This is a genomic window from Corallococcus sp. AB038B, assembly GCF_003668955.1.
GTDB lineage: Bacteria > Myxococcota > Myxococcia > Myxococcales > Myxococcaceae > Corallococcus > Corallococcus exiguus.
Genome location: NZ_RAWO01000008.1, coordinates 48,350 through 69,240, shown reverse-complemented (window position 1 = coordinate 69,240; position 20,891 = coordinate 48,350). Strand labels below are relative to the sequence as shown.

The following is a 20,891-nucleotide window of genomic DNA, read 5'->3' as shown; positions in this document are numbered from 1 at the left end:
TCATGGCACGTCTGGTTTTGGAGCGTCAAGCCACGGGGCCCACACCCCACAGGCCCACGGTTCCATCCCCCTGAGCCCAGGCGATGAAACGGCCGTCGGGTGAGAAGACGGCATCTGCCGTCTCAAGGTCGTTGTCTTCAGAATGGCTGAACAACAGCTCGCCGGTATCGAAGTGGTAGAGCGCGAAGCCTCGGTCGCCAGCGGACGAGACCATCAACTCTCCGTCCGGACTGAAGTCGAGGTTGCTCACGTAATGACTGTAGTCGTTGAACATCCGCAGGACGCGACGCTCATTCACATCCATGACCACGACCTCGTGGACGCCTCTCGCGACGAGCAGGGGCAGCGTGGGGTGGAATGCAACGCTCGCCGCGAACTGAAACCCAAGGGGATGAACCCAGGGATGAGAGCTCGCCTTCAGATTCCAGAGGTAGAGATACGCCTGGCCGTGGTCGTAATCCGTCACGATCGAGGCCGCGAAGCGTGAGTCACGGGAGAATGCACTCGCCTTGACCGTGACGTGCCACTCAACGCCATGCAGGTCACGAATCCGTTTCCATGCCGCCACGTCCCATAGGAGGGCCTCGCCACGTTCCAGGATGGCCAGCAGCACGCCGTCCCGGGACATGGCCAGCCCGGTGGCGGGCGCGGAGAGGGTTTCCTCACGCCAGAGCGAGCCGTCCGTCGTGGAGAAGGCCATGAGCCGGGGCCGCCAAGCGACAGCGGCCTCCGCGACCGGCGGACCCGCGGTCACGATGTGATTCGAGCCGTGGAAGAGGGCCTCGATGGGCTCCATCTTCAGCTCCACCGAGCCGCTGGCGACGTCCGTTGCCGTGTCCAGGTTCCACCACCGCAGGCGGGAGGCGGCTTTCGCGAGCAGCCGGGTGCCTGACGGGTCAAAACAAAGCCTCTCCCAGCGGACGGAGTCGAGCTGGGAACCCAGCTGCCGCACACGCTTCAGGCCGCGCGCATTCGCCGGGGTGATGACCGCACGGGTCAGGTCTGTCTGGCTCATGTCGTGTAGGCCGGAATGGAAACGCGCGTACGAAGGAAAACTCCACCCGTGAGATCCCTGGCGGATGCGGCCATGGGCAGGGCGTGGACGATCGAGGAGACGCGGCCTGACGACCGCAAGGCCCTCTTCGAGGCGTACCTCACGGCGGCGTGGCTCGGGAAGATGGAGGCCATGACGAACGTGGGGCTCCATTTCCTCTACGGAGATGGCGTCCGGCGTGACCCGAAGCGCTCCCGGATGTGGACGGAAAAGGCAGCCGCACTGGGGGACGATGTCGCGGCCTTCAACCTGGGCCTCGCCTATGACAATGGTAGGGGTGCCCGAAAGGACAAGACCCTCGCGGAAGCCTGGTATCGCCGGGCTGCCGCCCTGGGATTCGCTGTCGCCGAGGGAAACCTGGCGTATCTCCTGTTCGCAAGCACCGAGGCCCAGCAGCAGCAGGAAGCGGTCCGGCTCTACCGGAGGCACGCACGCCAAGGACACCCGATTCCAGCCTACAATGTCGGTCTTGCGTATGAGCTGGGAAAGGGCGTCCGCAAGAGCCTGAAGAGAGCCAACGCGTATTACGAAATGTCCGCGAAGGGCGGTTACGCGGAAGCGCAGCTGGCCCTGGGCTACAACTATTCCAATGGCGTGGGCCTTCCGACGGACGCCTTGCGTGCCTTTGCCTGGTTTCGACTGGCGGCGGGGCAGGGGCATCCCAGCGCGTCGTTCAACCTGGGGCTGATGTTCGCGAACGGCGAGGGCGTGCCCAGGTCCAAGGCGCGCGCCATGCGTCACTTTCGTGATGCCGCGAGCCAGGGGCATGCGAAGTCCGCCAGATGGCTGAGGAAGCTCGAGAAAGCCTGAACAGCCGATGTTTGTCTTGCTGAACTCCAGGGCCTTGCGCAGCTGGGGCTGCGATGACTCATCTGGAGTCATTTGTATTTTTCACGGAGGGTGAGGCAGGCTGAGTCTCCAAGCAAGTCAAAGGGAGGCGTGAGGCAGCCTCCATTCACGGAGATGTCATGCACACCATGCGAGCCGGCCGGGCTCTGCTGTTGGCTTTTGTCTGTGGGGTTGTCAGCTGTAGCAAGCCGCCCGAAGAGCCGTCGCTGGCTCGCGGCGATTCCGCCCTGGTGGAGGGGTGGGAAGCCACGGCGGACATGGCGGAGGCGCGGAAGTACCACGCAGCGGTGGTGCTGAACTCAGGCAAGGTGCTGGTGGCGGGTGGGTACAACACCAGCGGGTATCTGTCCTCCGCGACCCTTTATGATCCGGGCACGGGCACCTGGACGGCCGCGGCCCCGATGCCGGAGCCCCGGCAGGTACTCACCGCGACGCTGCTGCCCTCGGGCAAGGTGCTGGTGGTGGGTGGCGAGAACGCGACGGGCCGTCTGGCTTCCACGGCCCTCTATGACTCGGCCTCCAATGCCTGGACTTCCGCTGGAAACTTCGCCACCGGGTTTGCACGAGACTCCCTGACGGCGACGTTGCTGCCCTCGGGCAAGGTGTTGGTGGCTGGCGGCGGGAGCGCTTCGGGAGCGCAAAGCAAGGTGGATGTGTATGACCCGGCCTCCGGCACGTGGAGCGCGGGGGCGAGTCTGGCGATGCCGCGACGCAACCATACGGCGACGCTGCTGCCCTCGGGCCAGGTGCTGGTGGTGGGAGGAAGAGCGAGCACCAGCCTGACGAGCGCGGAGTTGTATACGCCCTCCAGCAATACGTGGACTGCGCCGGGCAGCCTGTCGACCGCGCGCTTCAACCACACGGCGACGCTGCTGCCTTCCGGCAAGGTGCTGGTGGTGGGCGGGCGCAATAGCAGCACCGGGCTGGTGGCGACGGCGGAGGAATACGACCCGAGCACGGGACAGTGGAGCGCGGCGGGTGCACTGAGCACCGCGCGCGAGTTGCACACGGCGGCGCTGCTGAGCTCGGGACAGGTGCTGGTGGCCGGAGGCATGTACGGCAGCGCGGCGACGAACGCGCTGGGCAGCGCGGAGGTGTTCGCCCCGGACACCCGGCTGTGGAGCGTGACGACCGCGATGGGAAGCGCGCGGTACGTGCACGTGACGGTGCCTCTGGAGGGGCGGGGGAAGGTGCTGGTGGTGGGCGGAATCGGCGCCAGCGGCGCGAGCCTGAAGACGGCGGAGACGTATGTGTATGACGCGTGCGCGGGGGTGAGCTGCGACAGCGCTCCGGGGCCTTGCTACGAGGCGGCCGGGACGTGCGGCAACGGGGTGTGCACCTATGCGCCAAAGGCTGCGGGTGTCAGCTGTGATGACGGGGATGCGTGCACCGGGGATGACGCGTGCAACGGCGCGGGCGTGTGCGCGGGAACTGGTACCCACTGCGAGAGCCCGCCCGGGCAGTGCTACGAGGCGTCGGGCACGTGCGGCGGCGATGGATCATGCTCCTACGCGTACAAGGCGGCGGGCGCCGCTTGTGATGACGGAGACGCGTGCACGGTGGAGGAGACGTGCAACGGGGCCGGAGGGTGCGCGGGGACGCCGGTGAGTTGCACCAGCCCTCCCGGGCAGTGCTACGCGGCGGCGGGCACGTGCAGCGGTGGGGCGTGCACCTATGCACCGAAGGCCGCGGGCACCGCGTGTGACGATGGCAACGGAGGAACCCTCAACGACGTGTGCAGCGGGGCGGGAGTCTGCGCGGGAGTGCCGGCCTGCACGACGCCGCCGGACGCCTGCCATGACTCCCCGGGCACGTATAGCAACGGCGCGTGCACCTACCCGCCCAAGAGCGCGGGGACCCTCTGCGATGACGGCAACGCCTGTACCACGGGCGACGTGTGCAACGGCTCGGGCACCTGCGGAGGAACGGCCCTGAGCTGCTCCACCGCGAGCACCAATTACTGCAGCGGTAACAACCTGCGGAGGACCACCGGCACCGGCACGTGCAGTGGCGGCGCCTGCACCTCCACCGACACCCTGGTCCAGGCCTGTCAGACGGGGACCAGCGGGCCCTACTGCAGCGGCAACGGCGCTTACCAGACCGTCTACGGCGGCTGCGTCAACAGTGCCTGCGCGTCCACCCAGCAACTCATCGAGTCGTGCTCCACCTCAAGCGAAACCTATTGCAGTGGCAACTCCGTCCGCCGGAGCAGGGGAACGGGTTGCAGCGGTGGCTCCTGTGGCTACAGCGACACCCTGGTCCAGACGTGCTCTACGTCGAGCAGCAACTATTGCAGTGGCAACGACGTCCGCCGGAGCACAGGCACTGGCTGCAGCGATGGCTCCTGTGACTCCAGCGACGACTTCATCCAGACGTGTCCGACGGGCGCCGGCAGTCCCTACTGCACCGGCAATACCGTCTACAGAACGGTCAACAGCGGCTGTCTCAGTGGCTCCTGCGTGGCCGCCCAGCAACTTGTCCAGACGTGTCAGACGGGCGTCGGCAGTCCCTATTGCAGCGGCAATACCGTCTACAGAACGGTCAACAGCGGCTGCCTCAGTGGTTCCTGTGTGGCCGCCCAGCAACTTGTCCAGACGTGCTCCACCGCGACCAGCACCTACTGCAGCGGCAATGACGTCCGGAGGGTGACCGGTACCGGCTGCAGTGGGGGCGCCTGCGGCTCCACCGACACCCTGGTCCAGACCTGTTCCGGAGGTCAGACGTGCAGTAACGGAGCGTGTATCGCCCAGACTGGAAAATGGAGACGGGATTATGTGGAGTGGTGCTCAGACTTCTGCCCGGGCGGGTGCGATTACTCCTGCACCTACCTCAGGAGGCCGTGCCCCCCACAGCCAGAGCTTGAAACCTGCTCGTTGGGCGATTGGTGCGCTGTCCACGATACAACCAACCAATCGATCGTCTTCTACTCGTGCTGGCCCTGACACGCGTGTGGCTCGACCGTGAATGGGATTCCTCTTCATGGAGGGGCCGCGAATGAAAGACCTCCTGCTCCGCTGTGTCTCGACTCCCAGGGGCGCAGCCGAGCAGGAGGCCGTCTTCGTGTCGGAAGACTGATCACCCCACGTTCGTCTTGCTGAACACCCGCAGCGCCTCCGCGACACTCCAGGCCTGGGCGAAGCAGCCTCTCGGCCGGTAGGGCTCCGTCGCGTCGAAGATTTCGGAGATCTGCCCAATCCCCGCGTGAGACAGGTGGTCCTCCATTCCAGACAGCAGGGCCCGCGCGGCCTTGATGTCCGGGGACACCTTCAGCGTCGCGTCCACGTAGTGGCCAATCAACCAGCCCCACACCGTGCCCTGGTGGTAGGCCGCGTCGCGGGCCCGCAGGTCTCCGTCGTACTTCGGTTTGTAGTCCCTGCTCCCCGGCGCCAGGCTGCGCAGCCCCACCGGCGTCACCAGCTCGCGGCGCACCACCTCCAGTACCTGCGCCCACTTGTCCCGCCTGAGCACCGGATGCTTGAGCGAGATGGCGAAGACCTGATTTGGCCGCACGCTCGCGTCCTCGCGGCCGTCCTCTCCGTCCACCACGTCGTAGAGGCACCCGCCCGCTTCGTTCCAGAAGCGCCGGTTGAAGCTGCCGTGTGCCTTCTCCGCCGCGGCCCGGTACGGCCCCGATTCCAGCCCCAGCCGCTCCGCCCAGCCCGCCATCAGCCGCAGGGCGTTGAACCACAGCGCGTTGATCTCCACCGCCTTGCCCCGGCGCGGCGTCACCACCCAGCCCTCCACCTTCGCGTCCATCCAGGTGAGCTGGTAGCCCTCCTGCCCCTGTCGCAGGAGCCCGTCCGCGGGGTCCACGCCGATGTGGAAGCGCGTGCCCTTCTGATGATGAGCCACGATGTCCTGCATCGTCGGGAACAGGTCTCGCAACAGCGCTTCGTCTCCCGTCTCCTCCAGGTAGCGGTCCACCGCGTGGAAGAACCAGAGCGTCGCGTCCGCCGTGTGGTAGACGCCCTCGTTCTCTCCGTCCGGGAAGTAGTTCGGAATCAGGCCGTCCCGCACGTAGTGCTCGAACGTGCGCAGGATGGCCGCCGCCTCGCGGTAGCGCCCCGTGGCCAACGTCAGCCCGTCCAGGCTGATCATCGTGTCCCGACCCCAGTCCGTGAACCACGGGTAGCCCGCGATGACGCTCCTTGCGTCCAATCCCATCGACCGTGCCCACGCGGCGTCCGCTGGCCTTGGCGGATCGATGATGAATTGATCCGCCGCCAACACCAGCCGCGCCGGCACTCCCGTGCGCCCATGCTCCGGGGCGCGCTCCAGTAGGCGCTCCTGTCTCCCCATCTCCCGCTCGAACACCTCCTTGGGATTCCTTTCCAGCAGGTGTCCCGGCGCCTGCGTCGTGAGCCCGAAGTAGAGCGTGCTCCCGGGCTTCAGCGTCGCCGTGAAGTAGCCCGGCGAGTGCTGGACCTCCGTGAAGTCATAGCCGCGCGCCTTCTCCGTCCGCAGGTGCTGGGGCCTGGAGGTCTCCGCCAGGCTCACGTACGGCGTGGGCCCGTCCGCATACAGCCGCATCCGCTGGATCGGACCGTCCTCTCCGTTGCGCAGCTCCACCAGCGGGCCTCGCAGCGTGACGATGGGCTCTCCCACGGCCTTCAACAGTGGCCCGTCATGCGGGCGCATGACAGGGAACGGCCGCAGGTGCAGCGTCACCTCCGGACCGGACAGGTGCTCCCACGCTAGGAACACCGTGTCCTCGCCGTGCACCATCACGCAGCGGCGCCTCAGCCGCGCACGCCCCACTGCGTACTCCCAGACCGGAACCAGTCCCTCCAGGTGGAAGTGCCGCAGGTGCCTCGCGCCGTCCTCCACCGTGGTGCCGTCGTCGTGCTCCTCGGACGTGAGCCGGTAGCGCTCCCCGTCCACCAGCGCTGTCTCCTCCATCCGCGCCATCAGCACCGTGCGGCCCAGCTTCTCCAACGTGGGGATGAACAGGCCGTGGTAGCGGCGCGTGTTGCAGCCCACCACCGTGCCGGAGGCGTAGCCCCCTCGGCCGTTGGTCAGGAGCCACTCGTGGTTCACGCCGTTGCTGAAGTCGGCGCCTTCTGGGAAGTCGAACGACAGGCGGGGCAGAGCAGGGGCTGATTCGTTCACGCCTTCGTCTCCTCCTCGCCCGTCCCCCTGGGCGGAGACGCGCGGGAAAGGGTAGGAAGCAGGAGTCCGTTGGACATCGTCCTCGTGGAGAGGTTGCTCATGCATGCCCGCGCCACACAGCGCATCCCCCGGTCCCCGGACTCGAGGGGAGGACAGCCGGGCAGCCAGGCCCTCGACGCCGCCGTGAGCGCGCTGGAATCCGTTCACGCGCAGCCCTTGCGACCGTCCCAAGGGGACCGCACCTCACCCAGAGCCTTCGGGCGCGCCCCGATTTCCCGAGGAGACACGCCGTGGGCATCGTGAAGTCATCGGGCATCAGCGGCCGGCAGCACAACCTCGCCGAACAGGTCTTCTCCCGTGCCGCGGGCGCACCGCTCGTGCCGGGCAATGACGTGCACCTCCTGCGCGATGCTCGCGAGAACTACCCCGCGTGGCTGCGCGCCATCCAGCAGGCCCAGCGCTCCGTCCTCTTCGAGAACTACATCATTGAAGACGACGACGTGGGCCGCGCCTTCGCGGACGCGCTGGCCGCCCGTGCTCGCGATGGCGTGCAGGTCCGCGTCCTCTATGACTGGCTGGGCTGCCAGGGCACCGCGTCCCGCCACTACTGGCGCACCCTGCGCGACGCGGGCGTGGAGGTGCGCTGCTTCAATCCCTTCCAGTTCGACCGGCCCCTGGCGTGGCTGGGCCGCAACCACCGCAAGACCCTCACCGTGGACGGCGAGGTGGGCTTCGTCTCCGGGCTGTGCGTGAGCCACAAGTGGGTGGGCGACGAGCAGAAGGGCGTGGCCCCATGGCGCGACACCGGCCTGGAGATCCGCGGCCCCGCCGTGGCGGACCTGGTGCGCGCCTTCGCCCAGGGATGGAGCACCGTGGGCCCTCCTCTAGATGAAGAGGGCTGCCTGTCCGCTCGCGCCTCCCAGACCATGGGGGACGTGTCCCTTCGCGTGGTGGCCGGCGTGCCCTGGAGCGCGGGCCTCTTCCGCGTGGACCAGCTCATCGCTTCGCTCGCGCGCAAGCGGCTGTGGCTCACCGATGCGTACTTCGTGGGCACCGCCACCTATGTGCAGGCGCTCCGGGCCGCGTCGCGCGACGGAGTGGATGTGCGGCTGCTCGTGCCCGGCAGCAGCGACATCCCCGCGCTGCGCCCTCTCACCCAGGCCGGCTACCGCCCGCTCCTGGAGGCCGGCATCCGCGTCTATGAATGGAATGGCACCATGCTCCACGCCAAGACGGCGGTGGCGGATGGCACCTGGGCGCGCGTCGGTTCGTCCAACCTCAACCCCGCCAGCTGGCTGGGCAACTCCGAGATCGACGTCGCCGTGGAGGACGCTCCCTTCGCCCGGTGCATGGAGGACATGTACCTCCAGGACCTGGAGCACGCGACGGAGGTGGTGCTCAGTGGAAGGGCGCGTCGCATGACCGCCGCGCCTCCTCTTCCTCGCGGGCAGCGGGGGACTCGCGGCCGGCGGGGCAGCATGAGCCGAGCGGCCGCGGGCGCGGTGCGCCTGGGCAACACCGTGGGCGCCGCCGTCACCAATCACCGCGAGCTGGGCCGCACCGAATCCAAGGTCGTCTTCGGCGCGGGCGTGGTGCCGCTGGCACTGGCCGGCGTGGCGCTCTACTGGCCCCACGTCGTGGCCGTGCCCGCGGCGGTCGTGGGCGCGTGGGCCGGCATTGCCTTGTGGAGCCGGGCCATGCGCCTGCGCCGCCAGGAAGCGCAGGGCACCGAACAGCAGCCGCTGCCGGAGCAGGAGGTGCCTCCGCGAGCCGCCGCCCAGGAGCCGCGCGCGCTGCCGGACGCGCACGCAGCCCACGCTCCGGAAGCCGAACCTCGTCAGCCTTGAAGTGAAGGGGAGGGCAGGGCCCGGATACGACAAGGGCCCACGGGCCGGCAGCGGGGGAAGCCTGGCTTCCCACTTCGCTGATCCGGCCCGAAGGCCCTGTGCTTCCTACAGCGCTTCAGACCGCGCTGACGTGTGGCGCTACGCCTGCTTCGCGACGCCCGCGGGCTCCGCCGCCCTGCCGCTCAAGAGCGAGCTGCCGCCGTACAGGGCCAGGCCGACCATGCCCAGCACGCCCGCTTCGACGCTGTTGCCCAGCGAGGCCCCCATCAAGCCCACGATGCTGGTTCCGAGCATGAACACCACCCCCACCGCCCCTGCCACCTTGCCCATCCGATGTCCCCCTCTGGACTGAATTGGACCCCTGAACCACTACCGCTGTCCGACGCCCAATCCCTTATCAAGTCCCGTGCCAAGGCCCTGGCTCGGGGGTCCCAGGGGGAGCCCGAAAGGGCGTGGAAGGTACGGGGCTCGCGTTGGGCAATCCTCTTCCACCCTGTGGAAGCGATCGGCAGAAAGCACAGGGGCGAACACCGGGGTAGGACCGGAATTTTTCCCGGATGCGCCCATGTGCGCCTGATGTGGCACGCCGTAACCCACTGCATTCCAAGGGTTTTCCCTCTCCCCGGCCGCTGGCACACGCGCTGCTAAGAGCCTCCGCCAGAAGCGAACCACCCGGCCCTTCAGGGCGTGTGAACGGTGGATCGCACGGAACATCAGTGAACGAAGGAGAGCGGAAGATGGGAATGCGGCGCACGGGGTTCTGGACGGTGATGGGGATGCTCCTCCTGTCGGGTTGTGCTCACCAGCAGACGCTGAAGGTCGACAACGCGGAGCAGCCCTACCGCATCGGCCGCGAGGACGTGCTCGACGTGAGCGTGTGGCGCGATCAGGAGCTGTCGCGCACGGTGCCGGTCCGTCCCGACGGCTTCATCTCCATTCCGATGGTGGGTGAGATTCAGGCCGCGGGCAAGACGCCCACGGAGCTGGCGGAGGCGCTCAGTTCGGGCCTGCAGCCTTACGTGCAGGAGCCGCGCGTGACGGTCATCGTCCGCGAGGTCAACAGCAGCCGCGTCTTCGTCACCGGCGAAGTGGCCCACCCGGGCGCCTACCCGCTGCGCGGCCGCGTGTCGCTGCTGCAGGCCATCGCGCTGGCGGGCGGCTTCACGGACTTCGCGAACTCCGACGGCATCGTCGTCATCCGCACGGACGGCAAGGGCGGGCAGATTCCGGTGCGCTACAGCGACCTGGTCTCCCCCGAAGGAGAGAGCGTCATCCTGCGGCCGGGTGACACCGTCGTCGTCCCGTGATGCGGGACGGGCTCGAAACCATCAAAGACAGACATCGGGAAGCAGCGAACATGGGCGTGGGCGTGGGTCAGGACGGGAGGGCGGCGGTGAGGGGCAACTGGAAGCGGGCAGTGATTGCAGGCTGTCTCATCGCCGCGCCGGCCGCGCAGGCGGCCACCATCCTGGAGCCTCGGCTCCGCCTCACGGCGGAGGAGCGCTTCGACAACGACATCCGTCTGGGCGGGACTGGCACCAACGGACAGTTCATGACGAAGCTGTCTCCGCGGCTGGGCCTGGACGTGAAGAACGAGCAGCTGACGCTCGAGTCCTTCTACGCCACGGACCTCCTGGCCCGGCACGGCTCCGGGACGACGACGGTGGACCACCGCGCGGGCGTGGGCTTCCGGGACGTGCTGTCCCGGCGGCTGCGGCTGGACGCCAGCGCGCGGGTGTTCCGCGTCACCGACCCCACGTCGCTGCCGCGTGACGGCCTGGCGCGCTCCACGGCGCCCACCTTCTATGCACAGACGAAGGTGGGGCTCACGGGGCGCGTGACGGATCGCATGGACGTGCGCGGCAACTACATGTTCGAGGCGACGCGCATCATCGAGCCGGGACGGGTGGCGGGCTACGCGCACACCCCTTCCGTGGAGCTGTGGTACCGCACCACGCGCCGGCTGTCCTTGGGCGCCGAGTACCGTTACCAGGGCTTCCTGTACGACCAGGACTACAGCCAGGCGCACGGCGCTTCCGCGGCCCTGCGCTACCGGCTGACGCGGCCCACCACGCTCACCCTCCGGGGCGGGCCGGTGCGCTACCTGCCTTCAGACGCGACGCGCGGCGGGTGGATGCCCCGCGTGGCGGTGGAGCTGGTGCGCGAGGGCGAGCGCAGTGACTTCGGCTTCGCCGTGGGCCACGACCTGGTGGGCGCGAGCGGTTTTTCCGGCGCGGTGTGGGCGGATTACGCGTCGGTGATGGGGGCGCATCGGTTCACGCAGAAGCTGTCGGCCTTCGGGGCGGCCAGCTTCTTCCGGAACGGCACGGCGCCCGGTGAGAACTACACGCAGTGGCGAAACACCACGAACGTGTCGCAGGGCTATGCGGTGGGTGGAGGCGTCGAGTACCGGCTGAGCCGGAAGCTGGCGCTGCAGGGCGCGTTCGACCGCATCGCGCAGGTGGGTGCGGCGGATGTCGCTGGGGCGGGGGACCTGACACGTAACGTGTTCGCCCTCCGTCTGGTCATGACAGCTTGGTAGGCAACCTTTGAGAGCTACGAGGATGGAGGAGCGGATCATGGAGCGTGGGATGACGGCGGACCAGTTGCTTTCGGCGCTGTGGCGCCGCAAGGCCCTGGTGGGGGCGATCGCTGCAGCAATCTTCGTGTTGGGTGCGGCCATCGTGATGACCCGGCCGAGCATTTATGAAGCGTCCGTGGTGGTGCGTGTGGAGCCGCAGCGCCCTGGCGAGGAGATGGTCCAGCGCACGGTGAGCGAGCTCATCGAGCAGCGGCTCGTCACCGTCCGCCAGGAGTTGCTGGCGCGGCCGGTGCTGCAGAAGGCCATCGAGGAGATGAACCTCTACCCGGAGCTCGTGTCCGATAAGGGCATCGAGGCGGCGGTGGAGCAGATGCGCAAGGACCTCACCGTGCGCGTCGAGGGTGAGACGGCCTTCGAGCTCACCTACGCGGGCCGCGACCCGCAGGTGGTGGCGCAGGTGGCCAACCGCCTGCCGGCCATCTTCTCCGAGGAGACGCTGAAGATCCGCCAGACGCAGGCGGCCCGCGCCACCGACCTCTTTACCGAGGAGATGGTCGCCATGGGCAAGGCCGTGTCCTCCTGGGAGACGAAGATCTCCAAGTTCAAGGTGGACCACCTGGGCGAGCTGCCCGAGCAGATGGAGATGAACATGCGCGGCCTGGAGCGCATTGGCGCCCAGCTGCAGATGAAGTCCGAGGAGCTGCGCACCGCCGAAGCGCGCCGCTCTGACCTGGCCCGCGCTCGCAACGCCGCGGACAGCGAGGCCGGCCGCCTGGAGGCCACGGAGAGCGGCCTGTCCCGCACCCTCACGCAGGCCAAGACGCAGTGGACGCCGGATCACCCGGAAGTGAAGCGGATGGAGCGTGAGCTGGGTGACATCAGCTCCCAGCGCAAGGACGCCGAGGGCCGCATGTTCGCAGAGCGCAACGAGCGCACCCGCGTGTCCACGCTCATCAGCAACGTGCAGAAGGACATCGTGGACCTCCAGAAGCAGGCCGAGGCGTACCAGGCGCGGCTGAACAACACCCCGCGCTGGGCCCAGGAGCTGGCGGTCATGAACCGGGACTACGAAATCTCCCGCACCAAGTACCAGAGCGTGGTGAGCCGCAAGGTGGAGGCGGAGATTGCCCAGGAGCTGGAGGCCAAGAGCGCCAAGAGCCTGTTCAATGTCATCTCGCCCGCCGGTGTTCCTTCCTCGCCTGCTCGCCCTGACCGCATGACGGGCCTGCTCATCGCCGCCCTGGTGGCCCTGGCGCTGGGTGTCCTGACTGGCACCGTCCTCGAGATGCGCGACGACAGCCTGCGCGATGGCACCGAGGTCCGCGAGCGCATCACGCTCCCTGTCCTGGCGGTGGTCCCGAACATGCAAGGCAAGACGGAGAAGCGGATCTTGATGCCGATGGCTGGGAGCAAGAACAGCGTCTCCTCGCCTACTTCCCTGAACTAATTGCCGACCCCATACGGAAAGGATTGGAGAACTCAGATGGATTCGACGATGGAGCGGGCCGGTAACTTCCTCCCCCGCGTGGATGAGAGCGCGGCTTCTTCGAACGCAGTGGACCGCCGGGTGGTGACGCTCACGGCCCCTGCTTCCGCGGCCGCCGAGCAGTACCGCACCCTGTATTACCGCCTGGAGCGGATGCGCGAGCAGCGTCCGATGAAGGTGGTGGCGCTCACCTCCGCGATGCCCGGCGAGGGCAAGACGGTGACGAGCGTGAACCTGGCCCTGGCTGCCGCCCGGGCGAACCCGGAGCGCCGCATCCTGCTGGTGGACGCGGACCTGCGCCGGGGGCAGGTGGCTCCCACGCTGGGCATGCGCAACAAGGTGGGCCTGGCGGAGCTGCTGGCCGGTGAGTGCGACGTGCGCGATGTGGTGCGCCGCTTCAACTCCACGCGGCTGGCGGTCATCCCCGCCGGCTCCACGCCGGAGGAGAGCACCCAGGTGCTGGCCTCTGCCCGCATGAAGCAGTTCCTCAAGGCGGTGCGTGAGGGCTTCGACGAGGTGTACGTGGACCTGCCGCCCACGCTGCCGTTCGCGGACGCGGCCATCCTGGGCCACCAGATGGACGGCGTGCTGATGGTCATCCGCGCCAACGTCACCCCCTCCAAGGTGGTGAACCAGGCGGTGGAGCAGCTGGCGGGCGCGGCGCTGGTGGGCTGCGTGCTCAACGGGGCGGAAGTGAATGCGACCCCGTACCTGAAGAACTACGTGAAGAAGTAGCAGTCGGTTGTCGAGTTGAAGTGATTCGTGGCCCGACCCGCTCCTCGCACCGATGAGGTGCGATGGGCGGGGGGCCTGGAGCGGCGGCGGGTTGGGGTTGGAGGAGTCACGTGCTTCGCGTTTTCCACCACTATTTTTCAGCCAAGAAACTGACGTTCTTCCTCGCCGAGTCCTCGGCGATCGCGCTGGCCTGTGTCGCGGGTGCCGCGGCCTGCGCGGCCCTCTTCGCGCCCCTGGGTTCCCAGCCTCCGTTCGCCACGATGTGGCCGACGCTGGTGGGACTGGGCCTGGCCTTCGTTGTCACCTTCCAGTTCACGCTGTACCTGTTGGACCTGTACGACCTGCGCATCGCGGCCGAGGACCGGACGCGCGGTTACCGTTTCCTCAAGGCCGCGGGCGTCACCGCGATGGTGGCGGGCGGGGTGATGCTGCTCCTGCCGCTGGCCCTGCCGGTGGTGCTGCCTCCGGGCACGCTGCTGGGCGGCGCGATGGGCGCCCTGGCCGGCACCCTGGTGGTGCGCGTCTCCATCCGGGCGCTGGTCGGTGAGCCCGACGCGGTGCTCGTCGTGGGTGACGGCCTCAAGGCCCGCGCGGTGGCGAGCGCCATTGAAGACGGCGGCGAGGGTTCCTTCCGCGTGGTGGCCCTGGTGGACCCGCGCAAGGTGGAGGAGCCGCTGGATGCGATGGCGGCTCGGCTCAACGCCTCCTACGTGGTGCAGGCCGCGGATGACATGCGCGGCGCCAACTGGGTGGACTCGCTGCTGCGCTGCCGGCTGGACGGGCGGCGGGTGTACGACGCGGCGGGCTTCTGCGAGCGCGTGCTGCGCCGCATCCCGGTGCAGTTCCTGCGAGCGAGCGACTTCGCCTTCGCGGATGAGATGACGGTGTCTCCGCTGCGCAGGGCCTTCAAGCGGGTGTTCGACGTGGCGGTGGCGTCGCTGCTCCTCCTGATGGCTTCGCCCTTCCTCATCCTGGTGGCGCTGGCCATCAAGCTGGACTCCAAGGGCCCCGTCTTCTACCGGCAGGACCGAGTGGGCCTGGGCGGCCACGCGTATCCGCTCTGGAAGTTCCGCAGCATGCGCACCGACGCGGAGAAGAACGGCGCGGTGTGGGCGCGCTCCAACGACGACCGTGTCACGCGGGTGGGCAAGTTCATCCGCAAGACGCGCATCGACGAGATTCCGCAGGTGTTCAACGTGCTGCTGGGCCACATGAGCTTCGTGGGGCCTCGTCCGGAGCGCCCGGTGTTCACCGAGCAGCTCAAGCAGCAGATTCCGTTCTACGGCGTGCGCGAGGCGGTGAAGCCAGGCATCACGGGGTGGGCGCAGATCCGCTACCCCTACGGCGCTTCGGTGGAGGACGCGCGCAACAAGCTGGAGTTCGACCTGTACTACGTGAAGAACGGGTCGCTGTTTCTCGATGTCGGCATCATCTTCCACACCGTCCGGCACGTGCTGTTGGGGCGGGGTGCTCGGTAGGCAGGTTCAGTAGTAGGCGTTGATGACCGTCCGCGGCCTCCGGTTGTCGGGGGAGGCCGGGATGCCAAGGGTGGGTAGCCATGGATTGGGATGGGCGAGGGGGTCGGAACATGGTGGGCATGGACGTGGACGCACCGTTCTCAGAGCAGTGGAACCAGGACGACGCGCGCAACAAGCAGCAGGCCGTGGAGCGCAACGAGCTGCTGCAGGCGCCGAAGAACCGTCCCACGCGCATCGTCGCGATGGGCGGCGGTACGGGCCTGCCCATGGTGCTCAAGGGGCTGGCCCGGCGCGCGGCCCCCAAGGGCGGCCAGCCAGGCGTGGACATCACCGCGGTCGTGGCGATGAGCGACGACGGCGGCAGCTCCGGCCGCCTGCGCCGTCAGCACGGCGTGCTGCCCCCGGGTGACATCCGCAACTGCCTGGTGGCGCTCGCGGGTGGCAAGAGTGCACTGAAGGACGTGTTCCAGTACCGCTTCGGCGGCGCGAAGGGCCTCGCCGGCCACGCGGTGGGCAACCTGCTCATCGCCGCGCTCGCGGAGCTGAAGGGCGACTTCCTGGAGGCGGTGCGGCTGTCCGGGGAGCTGTTGGGCGCGCAGGGCCAGGTGCTGCCCAGCACGCTCGCGTCGGTGCAGCTCGTGGCGCAGATGCATGACGACACGGAGGTCGTGGGCGAGCGCAACATCTGCCGCGCCCAGGGCCGCGTGCGCCGCGTGTCGCTCAGCCCCCGTTCTCCTCCTCCGGTGGACGGCCTGCTGGAGGCCATCTATTCGGCGGACCTCATCGCCATCGGGCCGGGCTCGCTGTACTCGAGCGTGCTGCCGAATCTGTTGGTGGATGGCGTGGCCCAGGCGCTGAAGGAGACGCGCGCGCTGAAGGTCATGGTGGCCAACCTGATGACCCAGCCGGGCGAGACGGACGGCATGAACTGCCTGGACCACGTGCAGGCCGTCATCGACCACGTGGGGCCGGTGCTGGACGCGGTGCTCGTCAACGGCCGGGCGCCCAATGAGGATGCCATCCAGCGCTATGCGCGCAAGGGCTCCTTCATGGTCACGGCGGAGACGCGGGAGCTCTTGTCCTCCGGCGTGATTCCGGTGCAGGCGGACCTCCTCAAGGAAGGTTCCAAGATCCGACACGACAGCCGCAAGGTCGCTGCCTGCCTGCTGAAGATGGCGCGCAGCGGGTTGTAGGCCGCATTGGCCATCACCACCTTGGGGCCCGCGAACATGGAAGCCATTCAACTATCGACTGCCTCCCAGGTCGTGGAAGTCAACGACCGGGCGGACTTCATGTCCCTGGAAGCCGAGTGGAATCAGCTCGTGGAGACGACCTCCCACGAGCTGTTCTACCGGCATGAGTTCCTGCGGCTGTGGCTGGACAACTTCGCCGCCGGGGCACGCATGCGCGTGCTGCTGCTGCGCGGCGAGGATGGAACGCTCACCGCCGCGCTGCCACTGGTGGAGGAGCGCACGTCGATGTACGGCGTTCCTGTCCGCCAGCTCACCTCCGCGGCCAACGCGCACTCCTGCCGCTTCGACATGCTGGCGCGGGAGCCGGATGCCGCGGCCCAGGCCTTCCTCGCGCACCTGCGCGCGACGGGCGGCTGGGATGTGCTGCGGCTGACGGACGTGCCGGACGGCGGCGCTGGCTTCCGCCTGATCGAGGCCGCGAAGCAGGGCGGTCTGCCGGTGGGCGAGTGGGAGTCATTGCAGTCGCCCTACGTGCCGCTGCCCTCGAAGAAGGACGCGTACTTCGCGAAGCTGCCGTCCAAGTTCAAGGCCAACTGCCGCCGCCGACGCCGCAAGCTGGAGGAGCGGGGGAAGGTCACCTTCGAGCGCATCTCTGGCGGGCTGGACCTGGAGGGCACGCTGGAGGAAGGGCTGCTGCTGGAGCAGAGCGGCTGGAAGGGCGCGAATGGCACGGCCATGGCGCAGGACGCGAAGACGCGCGGCTTCTATACGGAGCTGGCGCGGGACTCGGCCTACCGCAAGCGGCTGGCGCTGTACTTCCTGCGCGTGGACGGGCGCGCGGTGGCGTTCCAGTACGGCCTGGAGTTCGGCGGGCGCTACTTCCTGCTGAAGCCTGGCTACGACGAGTCCCTGAAGGAATGCAGCCCGGGGCAGCTCCTGATGGAGGAGGTGCTGGCGGACTGTCTGGACCGGGGGCTCACCGAGTTCGATTTCCTGGGGCCGGACATGGTGTGGAAGCGCGACTGGACGGATCAGGTCCGGCGGCACACCTGGCTCTACGTATTCAACGACACCGCCTTCGGCCGGGCCCTGTGCGCGGCGAAGTTCCGGTGGGTACCGGCGGCGAAAGAGGTGGTGGCGCGATGGAAGAAGTGAAGACGACCGACAAGATGTTCGTGCCGTCCCTGCCCACGCTGTGGCCGGGCATGCTGATGACCCCGCCGCGTCCGGGGGCGCTGCCGCCGTTCTCGTCTCCCAACGCGCGGTACTTCTACTTCGCGCGCAATGCCGTCTGGCTGACCATCAAGATGCTGCGCCTGGACGGCGGCGAGGTGCTGATGCCCGCCTACCACCACGGCGTGGAGGTGGAGGCGGTGGTGGACGCGGGCGCCATTCCGCGCTTCTACCGCGTGGGCAGCCGCTGGGACGTGGACGTGGCGGACGTGGCGAAGCGGATTACGCCGAAGACGCGCGCGCTCTACCTCATCCACTACGCGGGCTTCCCGGGGCCGGTGGACGCCATGCGCAAGCTGGCGGACGAGCACGGCATCCCGCTGATTGAGGACTGCGCGTTGTCGCTCCTGTCTTCTGACGGCGCGACGCCGCTGGGCACCACGGGCGACGTGGGCATCTTCTGCCTCTACAAGACCCTTCCGGTTCCCAATGGAGGTGCGCTGGTCGTCAACGGCAAGCGCTCGTACAGCCTGCCGGAGCCGCCGTCGCCGCCCCTGGCATCCACCTTCAGCCACACCGTGTCCGCGCTGCTGCAGAACATGGAGCTGCGCGGCGGGGCGGTGGGCCGGGGGCTGCGTGGCCTGGTGCGCTCGGTGGGGCACGGCACGGTGAAGGCCGCGAGCATCGAGCGCGTGGCCACGGGCACGCAGCACTTCGACCGGCGGCACGTGGACCTGGGCATGAGCCCGCTGACGAAGCGGATTGCCCTGGCGCAGGACCTGGAGTCCATCGTCGAGGCGCGCCGCCGCAACTACTTCCTCTTGCTGGGCCGGCTGCGCGACGTGTCGCCGCCGCTCTTCAACCAGCTGCCCGCGGGCGTCAGTCCTCTGTTCTACCCGATGGTGGTGCAGGACAAGGAGCTGCTGCTGGCGAAGCTGCGAGAGAAGGGCATCGACGCCATCGACTTCTGGAAGCGCTTCCATCCCGCGTGCGACCCGTCCGAGTTCCCGGAGGTCGCGCAGCTGCGGCGCACGATCCTGGAGATTCCGTGCCACCAGGATCTGTCGCCGGAGGTGATGGGGCAGGTGGCGGACGCGGTCCGGGAGGCGCTGAAGTCCGAGCGCCGGCCGAGCAAGCGCGCGTCGTGAGGGAACAGGGGCTGGCTCCCGGGTTGCAATCGCCCCCGGGGGCCGGGGCATTGCTTCGGGAAAGGCATCAGGGTGACGCGGTGATCCGCGAAGACGAGTTGACGTCGGGGCCAAGGTTGGCGCCGCGGCTGGACGTGGCGGCGGTGGGCAGTGCCTCGCAGCTGGCGGGGATGCGGGCGGAGTGGAACTCGCTGCTGGACGCGAGCACGGCCGGTCCGTTCAACGCGTGGGAATGGCTGTATCCGTGGTGCAGGCGCATCTCGCCCGACGTGCGGCCGCTGGTGCTGACGGCTCGGGACAGGCTGGGCACGCTGGTGGGCCTGTTGCCGCTGGGCTTGGAGCACCGCTGGGTGAACGGGATGCGCGTGCGGCGCCTGGGCTTCCTGGGTGAGACGCACGTGGGCAGCGACTACCTGGACGTGGTGGCGCGCAAGGGCCGTGAGGCGGAGGTGGCCCGGACGTTCTTCAACGTGCTCCAGGGGCTGCGCGACGAGTGGGACGTGCTGGATTTGACGGACCTGCGCGAGGGTTCGACGACGCTCGGCGTGGCGCGCGAGGTGTTTGGCGACGTGCGCGTGTCGGAGCGCTACGTGTGCCCGTACGAGGCGCTGGTGCCGGGCGAACAGTTCGACGCGTTCCTCAAGCGCACGGGCCGCCGGGACAACTACCTGCGCCGCCGCAAGTGGCTGGAGAAGCAGGACGGCTACCGCATCGAGCGGACGGACGCGCCGGGTGCGCTCGCCGGGCCGATGACGGACTTCTTCCGGCTGCATGCGCTGCGCTGGTCCTCGGATGGAGGGTCGCAGGGCATCAAGGGCGCAGGGGTGGAGGCGTTCCACCGGGACGCGACGCAGTGGTTGGCGGAGCGGGGCCGGCTGCGGATGTACACGATGAAGGTGGGCGGCCAGGCGGTGGCGTCCGTGTACGGCATCCTGCATGGCCAGACGTTCGTGTACTTCCAGTCCGGCTATGACCCGGCGTGGCGCAACCGCAGCGTGGGCCTGGTGCTGGTGGGCGAGACGTTCAAGGACGCCATCGAGATGGGCCTGACGGAGTACGACTTCCTGCGAGGCACGGAGACGTACAAGTCCGACTGGGTGACGAAGCAGCGCCAGACGGTGTCCCTGCGCGCGCACGGCGCGGGCTTCGCGGGCACGTGGTTCACGCGCTCCGAGGAGTGGGCCCGCCAGACGCGCAACGCGGTGAAGGGTGTGCTCTCCGACGAACTGGTGGAGAAGGTGCGCCGGTTCCGTCGGCGGAAGGCCGCGGTGCATTGACGTTCGGTGGCGGCGCGGCGGATCCTGGCGGGTGCCATGGAGAAGCTGCGCTGCGCCGTCCTGGATGACTATCAGGGTGTATCCACGCGGCTCGCGGATTGGTCTTCCGTGAGTGGACAGGTCGAGGTGACGGTGTTCCGCGAGCACTTCTCCGGTGAGGAGGAGTTGGTCGCGGCGCTGTCGCCGTTCGACCTGCTCGTCGTCATGCGGGAGCGCACGCCGTTTCCGAAGTCACTGCTCGAGCGGCTGCCACGGCTGCGGTTGCTGGTGACGACGGGGATGCGGAATGCGTCCATCGACGTGGCCGCGGCCACCGCGCGCGGCGTGACGGTATGCGGGACGGCGAGCGCGACCGAGCCTCCGGTGGAGCTGACGTGGGCGTTGATATTGGCGCTCGCGAGGAACGTGGTGGGAGAGAGCACGGCGTTCCGGCAGGGAGGCCCGTGGCAGCACTCCGTGGGCGTGGACCTGCACGGGAAGCGGCTGGGGCTCCTGGGCCTGGGGAAGATCGGGAGCCGTGTGGCCCGCGTGGGCGCGGCGTTCGGGATGGACGTCGTCGCGTGGAGCCCGAACCTCACGGATGCGAGGGCAGGGGAGGTGGGTGTGACGCGGGCCGCGTCGAAAGAGGCGCTCCTGGAGACGAGCGACTTCGTGTCCATCCACCTGGTGCTGGGCGAGCGTTCGCGGGGACTGGTGGGGCGTGCGGAGCTCGCGAGGATGCGGCCCACGGCGTACCTCATCAACACGTCGCGCGCGGCCATCGTGGACCAGGCGGCGCTGGTTGAGGCGCTTCAGCGGGGCGTCATCGCGGGCGCGGCGGTGGATGTCTTCGAGACGGAGCCGGTGCCCGCGGACGACGTGCTGCGGACGCTGCCGAACCTGCTCGCGACGCCGCACCTGGGATACGTGTCCCAGGGGAACTACGCGACGTACTTCCGCGAAGCCGTGGAGGACATCCGGGCGTTCCTCGACGGCGCGCCCATCCGCAGGCTGGGGTGAC

Annotated in this window: 16 protein-coding genes; 13 read left to right on the top strand and 3 right to left on the bottom strand. The window is 68.5% G+C overall.

Annotated elements, in window-relative coordinates:
- Positions 1 to 25 precede the first annotated feature (25 nt).
- A complete protein-coding gene (locus D7Y04_RS27550; RefSeq protein ID WP_147477198.1) occupies positions 26 to 1,015 on the bottom strand; it encodes a WD40 repeat domain-containing protein in 990 nt (329 codons plus the stop codon).
- A gap of 171 nt (positions 1,016 to 1,186) precedes the next feature.
- Here D7Y04_RS27550 and D7Y04_RS27545 point away from each other — a divergent pair, with 171 nt between their 5' ends.
- A complete protein-coding gene (locus tag D7Y04_RS27545; RefSeq protein WP_233601605.1) occupies positions 1,187 to 1,864 on the top strand; it encodes a tetratricopeptide repeat protein in 678 nt (225 codons plus the stop codon).
- Between the two features lie 158 nt (positions 1,865 to 2,022).
- Complete coding sequence (locus D7Y04_RS27540) at positions 2,023 to 4,845, top strand: kelch repeat-containing protein (protein WP_121761196.1); 2,823 nt, start codon at positions 2,023 to 2,025, stop codon at positions 4,843 to 4,845.
- Positions 4,846 to 4,978: 133 nt separating this feature from the next.
- Here the strand turns inward: D7Y04_RS27540 and D7Y04_RS27535 are convergent, their stop codons facing one another.
- Entirely contained in the window at positions 4,979 to 7,012 is a 2,034-nt protein-coding gene (locus D7Y04_RS27535) for an amylo-alpha-1,6-glucosidase (protein ID WP_121761195.1), read from the bottom strand.
- A 290-nt stretch (positions 7,013 to 7,302) separates the two neighbouring features.
- On the opposite strand from D7Y04_RS27535, the gene D7Y04_RS27525 reads away from it, so the two are divergent.
- The gene (locus D7Y04_RS27525; RefSeq protein WP_121761193.1) at positions 7,303 to 8,859 is read left to right on the top strand and encodes a phosphatidylserine/phosphatidylglycerophosphate/cardiolipin synthase family protein; all 1,557 of its coding nucleotides are present in this window, start codon (positions 7,303 to 7,305) and stop codon (positions 8,857 to 8,859) included.
- A 138-nt stretch (positions 8,860 to 8,997) separates the two neighbouring features.
- Here the strand turns inward: D7Y04_RS27525 and D7Y04_RS27520 are convergent, their stop codons facing one another.
- Positions 8,998 to 9,189, bottom strand: coding sequence for a hypothetical protein (locus tag D7Y04_RS27520; protein WP_121761192.1), 192 nt, complete (start codon positions 9,187 to 9,189; stop codon positions 8,998 to 9,000).
- Between the two features lie 407 nt (positions 9,190 to 9,596).
- Here D7Y04_RS27520 and D7Y04_RS27515 point away from each other — a divergent pair, with 407 nt between their 5' ends.
- The 10 genes from D7Y04_RS27515 to D7Y04_RS27470 all read left to right on the top strand — a co-directional run bounded on the left by D7Y04_RS27515 (position 9,597) and on the right by D7Y04_RS27470 (position 20,890).
- Positions 9,597 to 10,166 carry a polysaccharide biosynthesis/export family protein gene (locus D7Y04_RS27515; protein ID WP_120595987.1) on the top strand — a complete coding sequence of 190 codons (570 nt, stop codon included), beginning with the start codon at positions 9,597 to 9,599 and terminating at the stop codon, positions 10,164 to 10,166.
- A gap of 50 nt (positions 10,167 to 10,216) precedes the next feature.
- Positions 10,217 to 11,401, top strand: coding sequence for a hypothetical protein (locus tag D7Y04_RS27510; protein WP_120595988.1), 1,185 nt, complete (start codon positions 10,217 to 10,219; stop codon positions 11,399 to 11,401).
- 37 nt (positions 11,402 to 11,438) lie between these two features.
- A complete protein-coding gene (locus D7Y04_RS27505) occupies positions 11,439 to 12,848 on the top strand; it encodes a Wzz/FepE/Etk N-terminal domain-containing protein (RefSeq protein WP_120596005.1) in 1,410 nt (469 codons plus the stop codon).
- Positions 12,849 to 12,884: 36 nt separating this feature from the next.
- Positions 12,885 to 13,622 carry a CpsD/CapB family tyrosine-protein kinase gene (locus tag D7Y04_RS27500; protein ID WP_120564433.1) on the top strand — a complete coding sequence of 246 codons (738 nt, stop codon included), beginning with the start codon at positions 12,885 to 12,887 and terminating at the stop codon, positions 13,620 to 13,622.
- 110 nt (positions 13,623 to 13,732) lie between these two features.
- Entirely contained in the window at positions 13,733 to 15,100 is a 1,368-nt protein-coding gene (gene exoE / locus D7Y04_RS27495; RefSeq protein ID WP_120595989.1) for a polyisoprenyl-phosphate hexose-1-phosphate transferase ExoE, read from the top strand.
- Positions 15,101 to 15,210: 110 nt separating this feature from the next.
- Positions 15,211 to 16,293 carry a gluconeogenesis factor YvcK family protein gene (gene yvcK, locus D7Y04_RS27490; protein WP_120595990.1) on the top strand — a complete coding sequence of 361 codons (1,083 nt, stop codon included), beginning with the start codon at positions 15,211 to 15,213 and terminating at the stop codon, positions 16,291 to 16,293.
- 36 nt (positions 16,294 to 16,329) lie between these two features.
- On the top strand, positions 16,330 to 17,448 hold the full coding sequence (locus tag D7Y04_RS27485; RefSeq protein WP_121761354.1) for a GNAT family N-acetyltransferase: 1,119 nt from the start codon (positions 16,330 to 16,332) through the stop codon (positions 17,446 to 17,448).
- A complete protein-coding gene (locus tag D7Y04_RS27480; protein WP_171807096.1) occupies positions 17,436 to 18,614 on the top strand; it encodes a DegT/DnrJ/EryC1/StrS family aminotransferase in 1,179 nt (392 codons plus the stop codon). Before D7Y04_RS27485 ends, D7Y04_RS27480 begins: the two co-directional genes overlap by 13 nt.
- 80 nt (positions 18,615 to 18,694) lie before the next feature.
- The gene (locus D7Y04_RS27475; RefSeq protein WP_121761191.1) at positions 18,695 to 19,891 is read left to right on the top strand and encodes a GNAT family N-acetyltransferase; all 1,197 of its coding nucleotides are present in this window, start codon (positions 18,695 to 18,697) and stop codon (positions 19,889 to 19,891) included.
- Between the two features lie 36 nt (positions 19,892 to 19,927).
- Positions 19,928 to 20,890 carry a D-2-hydroxyacid dehydrogenase family protein gene (locus D7Y04_RS27470; RefSeq protein ID WP_121761353.1) on the top strand — a complete coding sequence of 321 codons (963 nt, stop codon included), beginning with the start codon at positions 19,928 to 19,930 and terminating at the stop codon, positions 20,888 to 20,890.
- The last annotated feature ends 1 nt before the right edge of the window (position 20,891 follow it).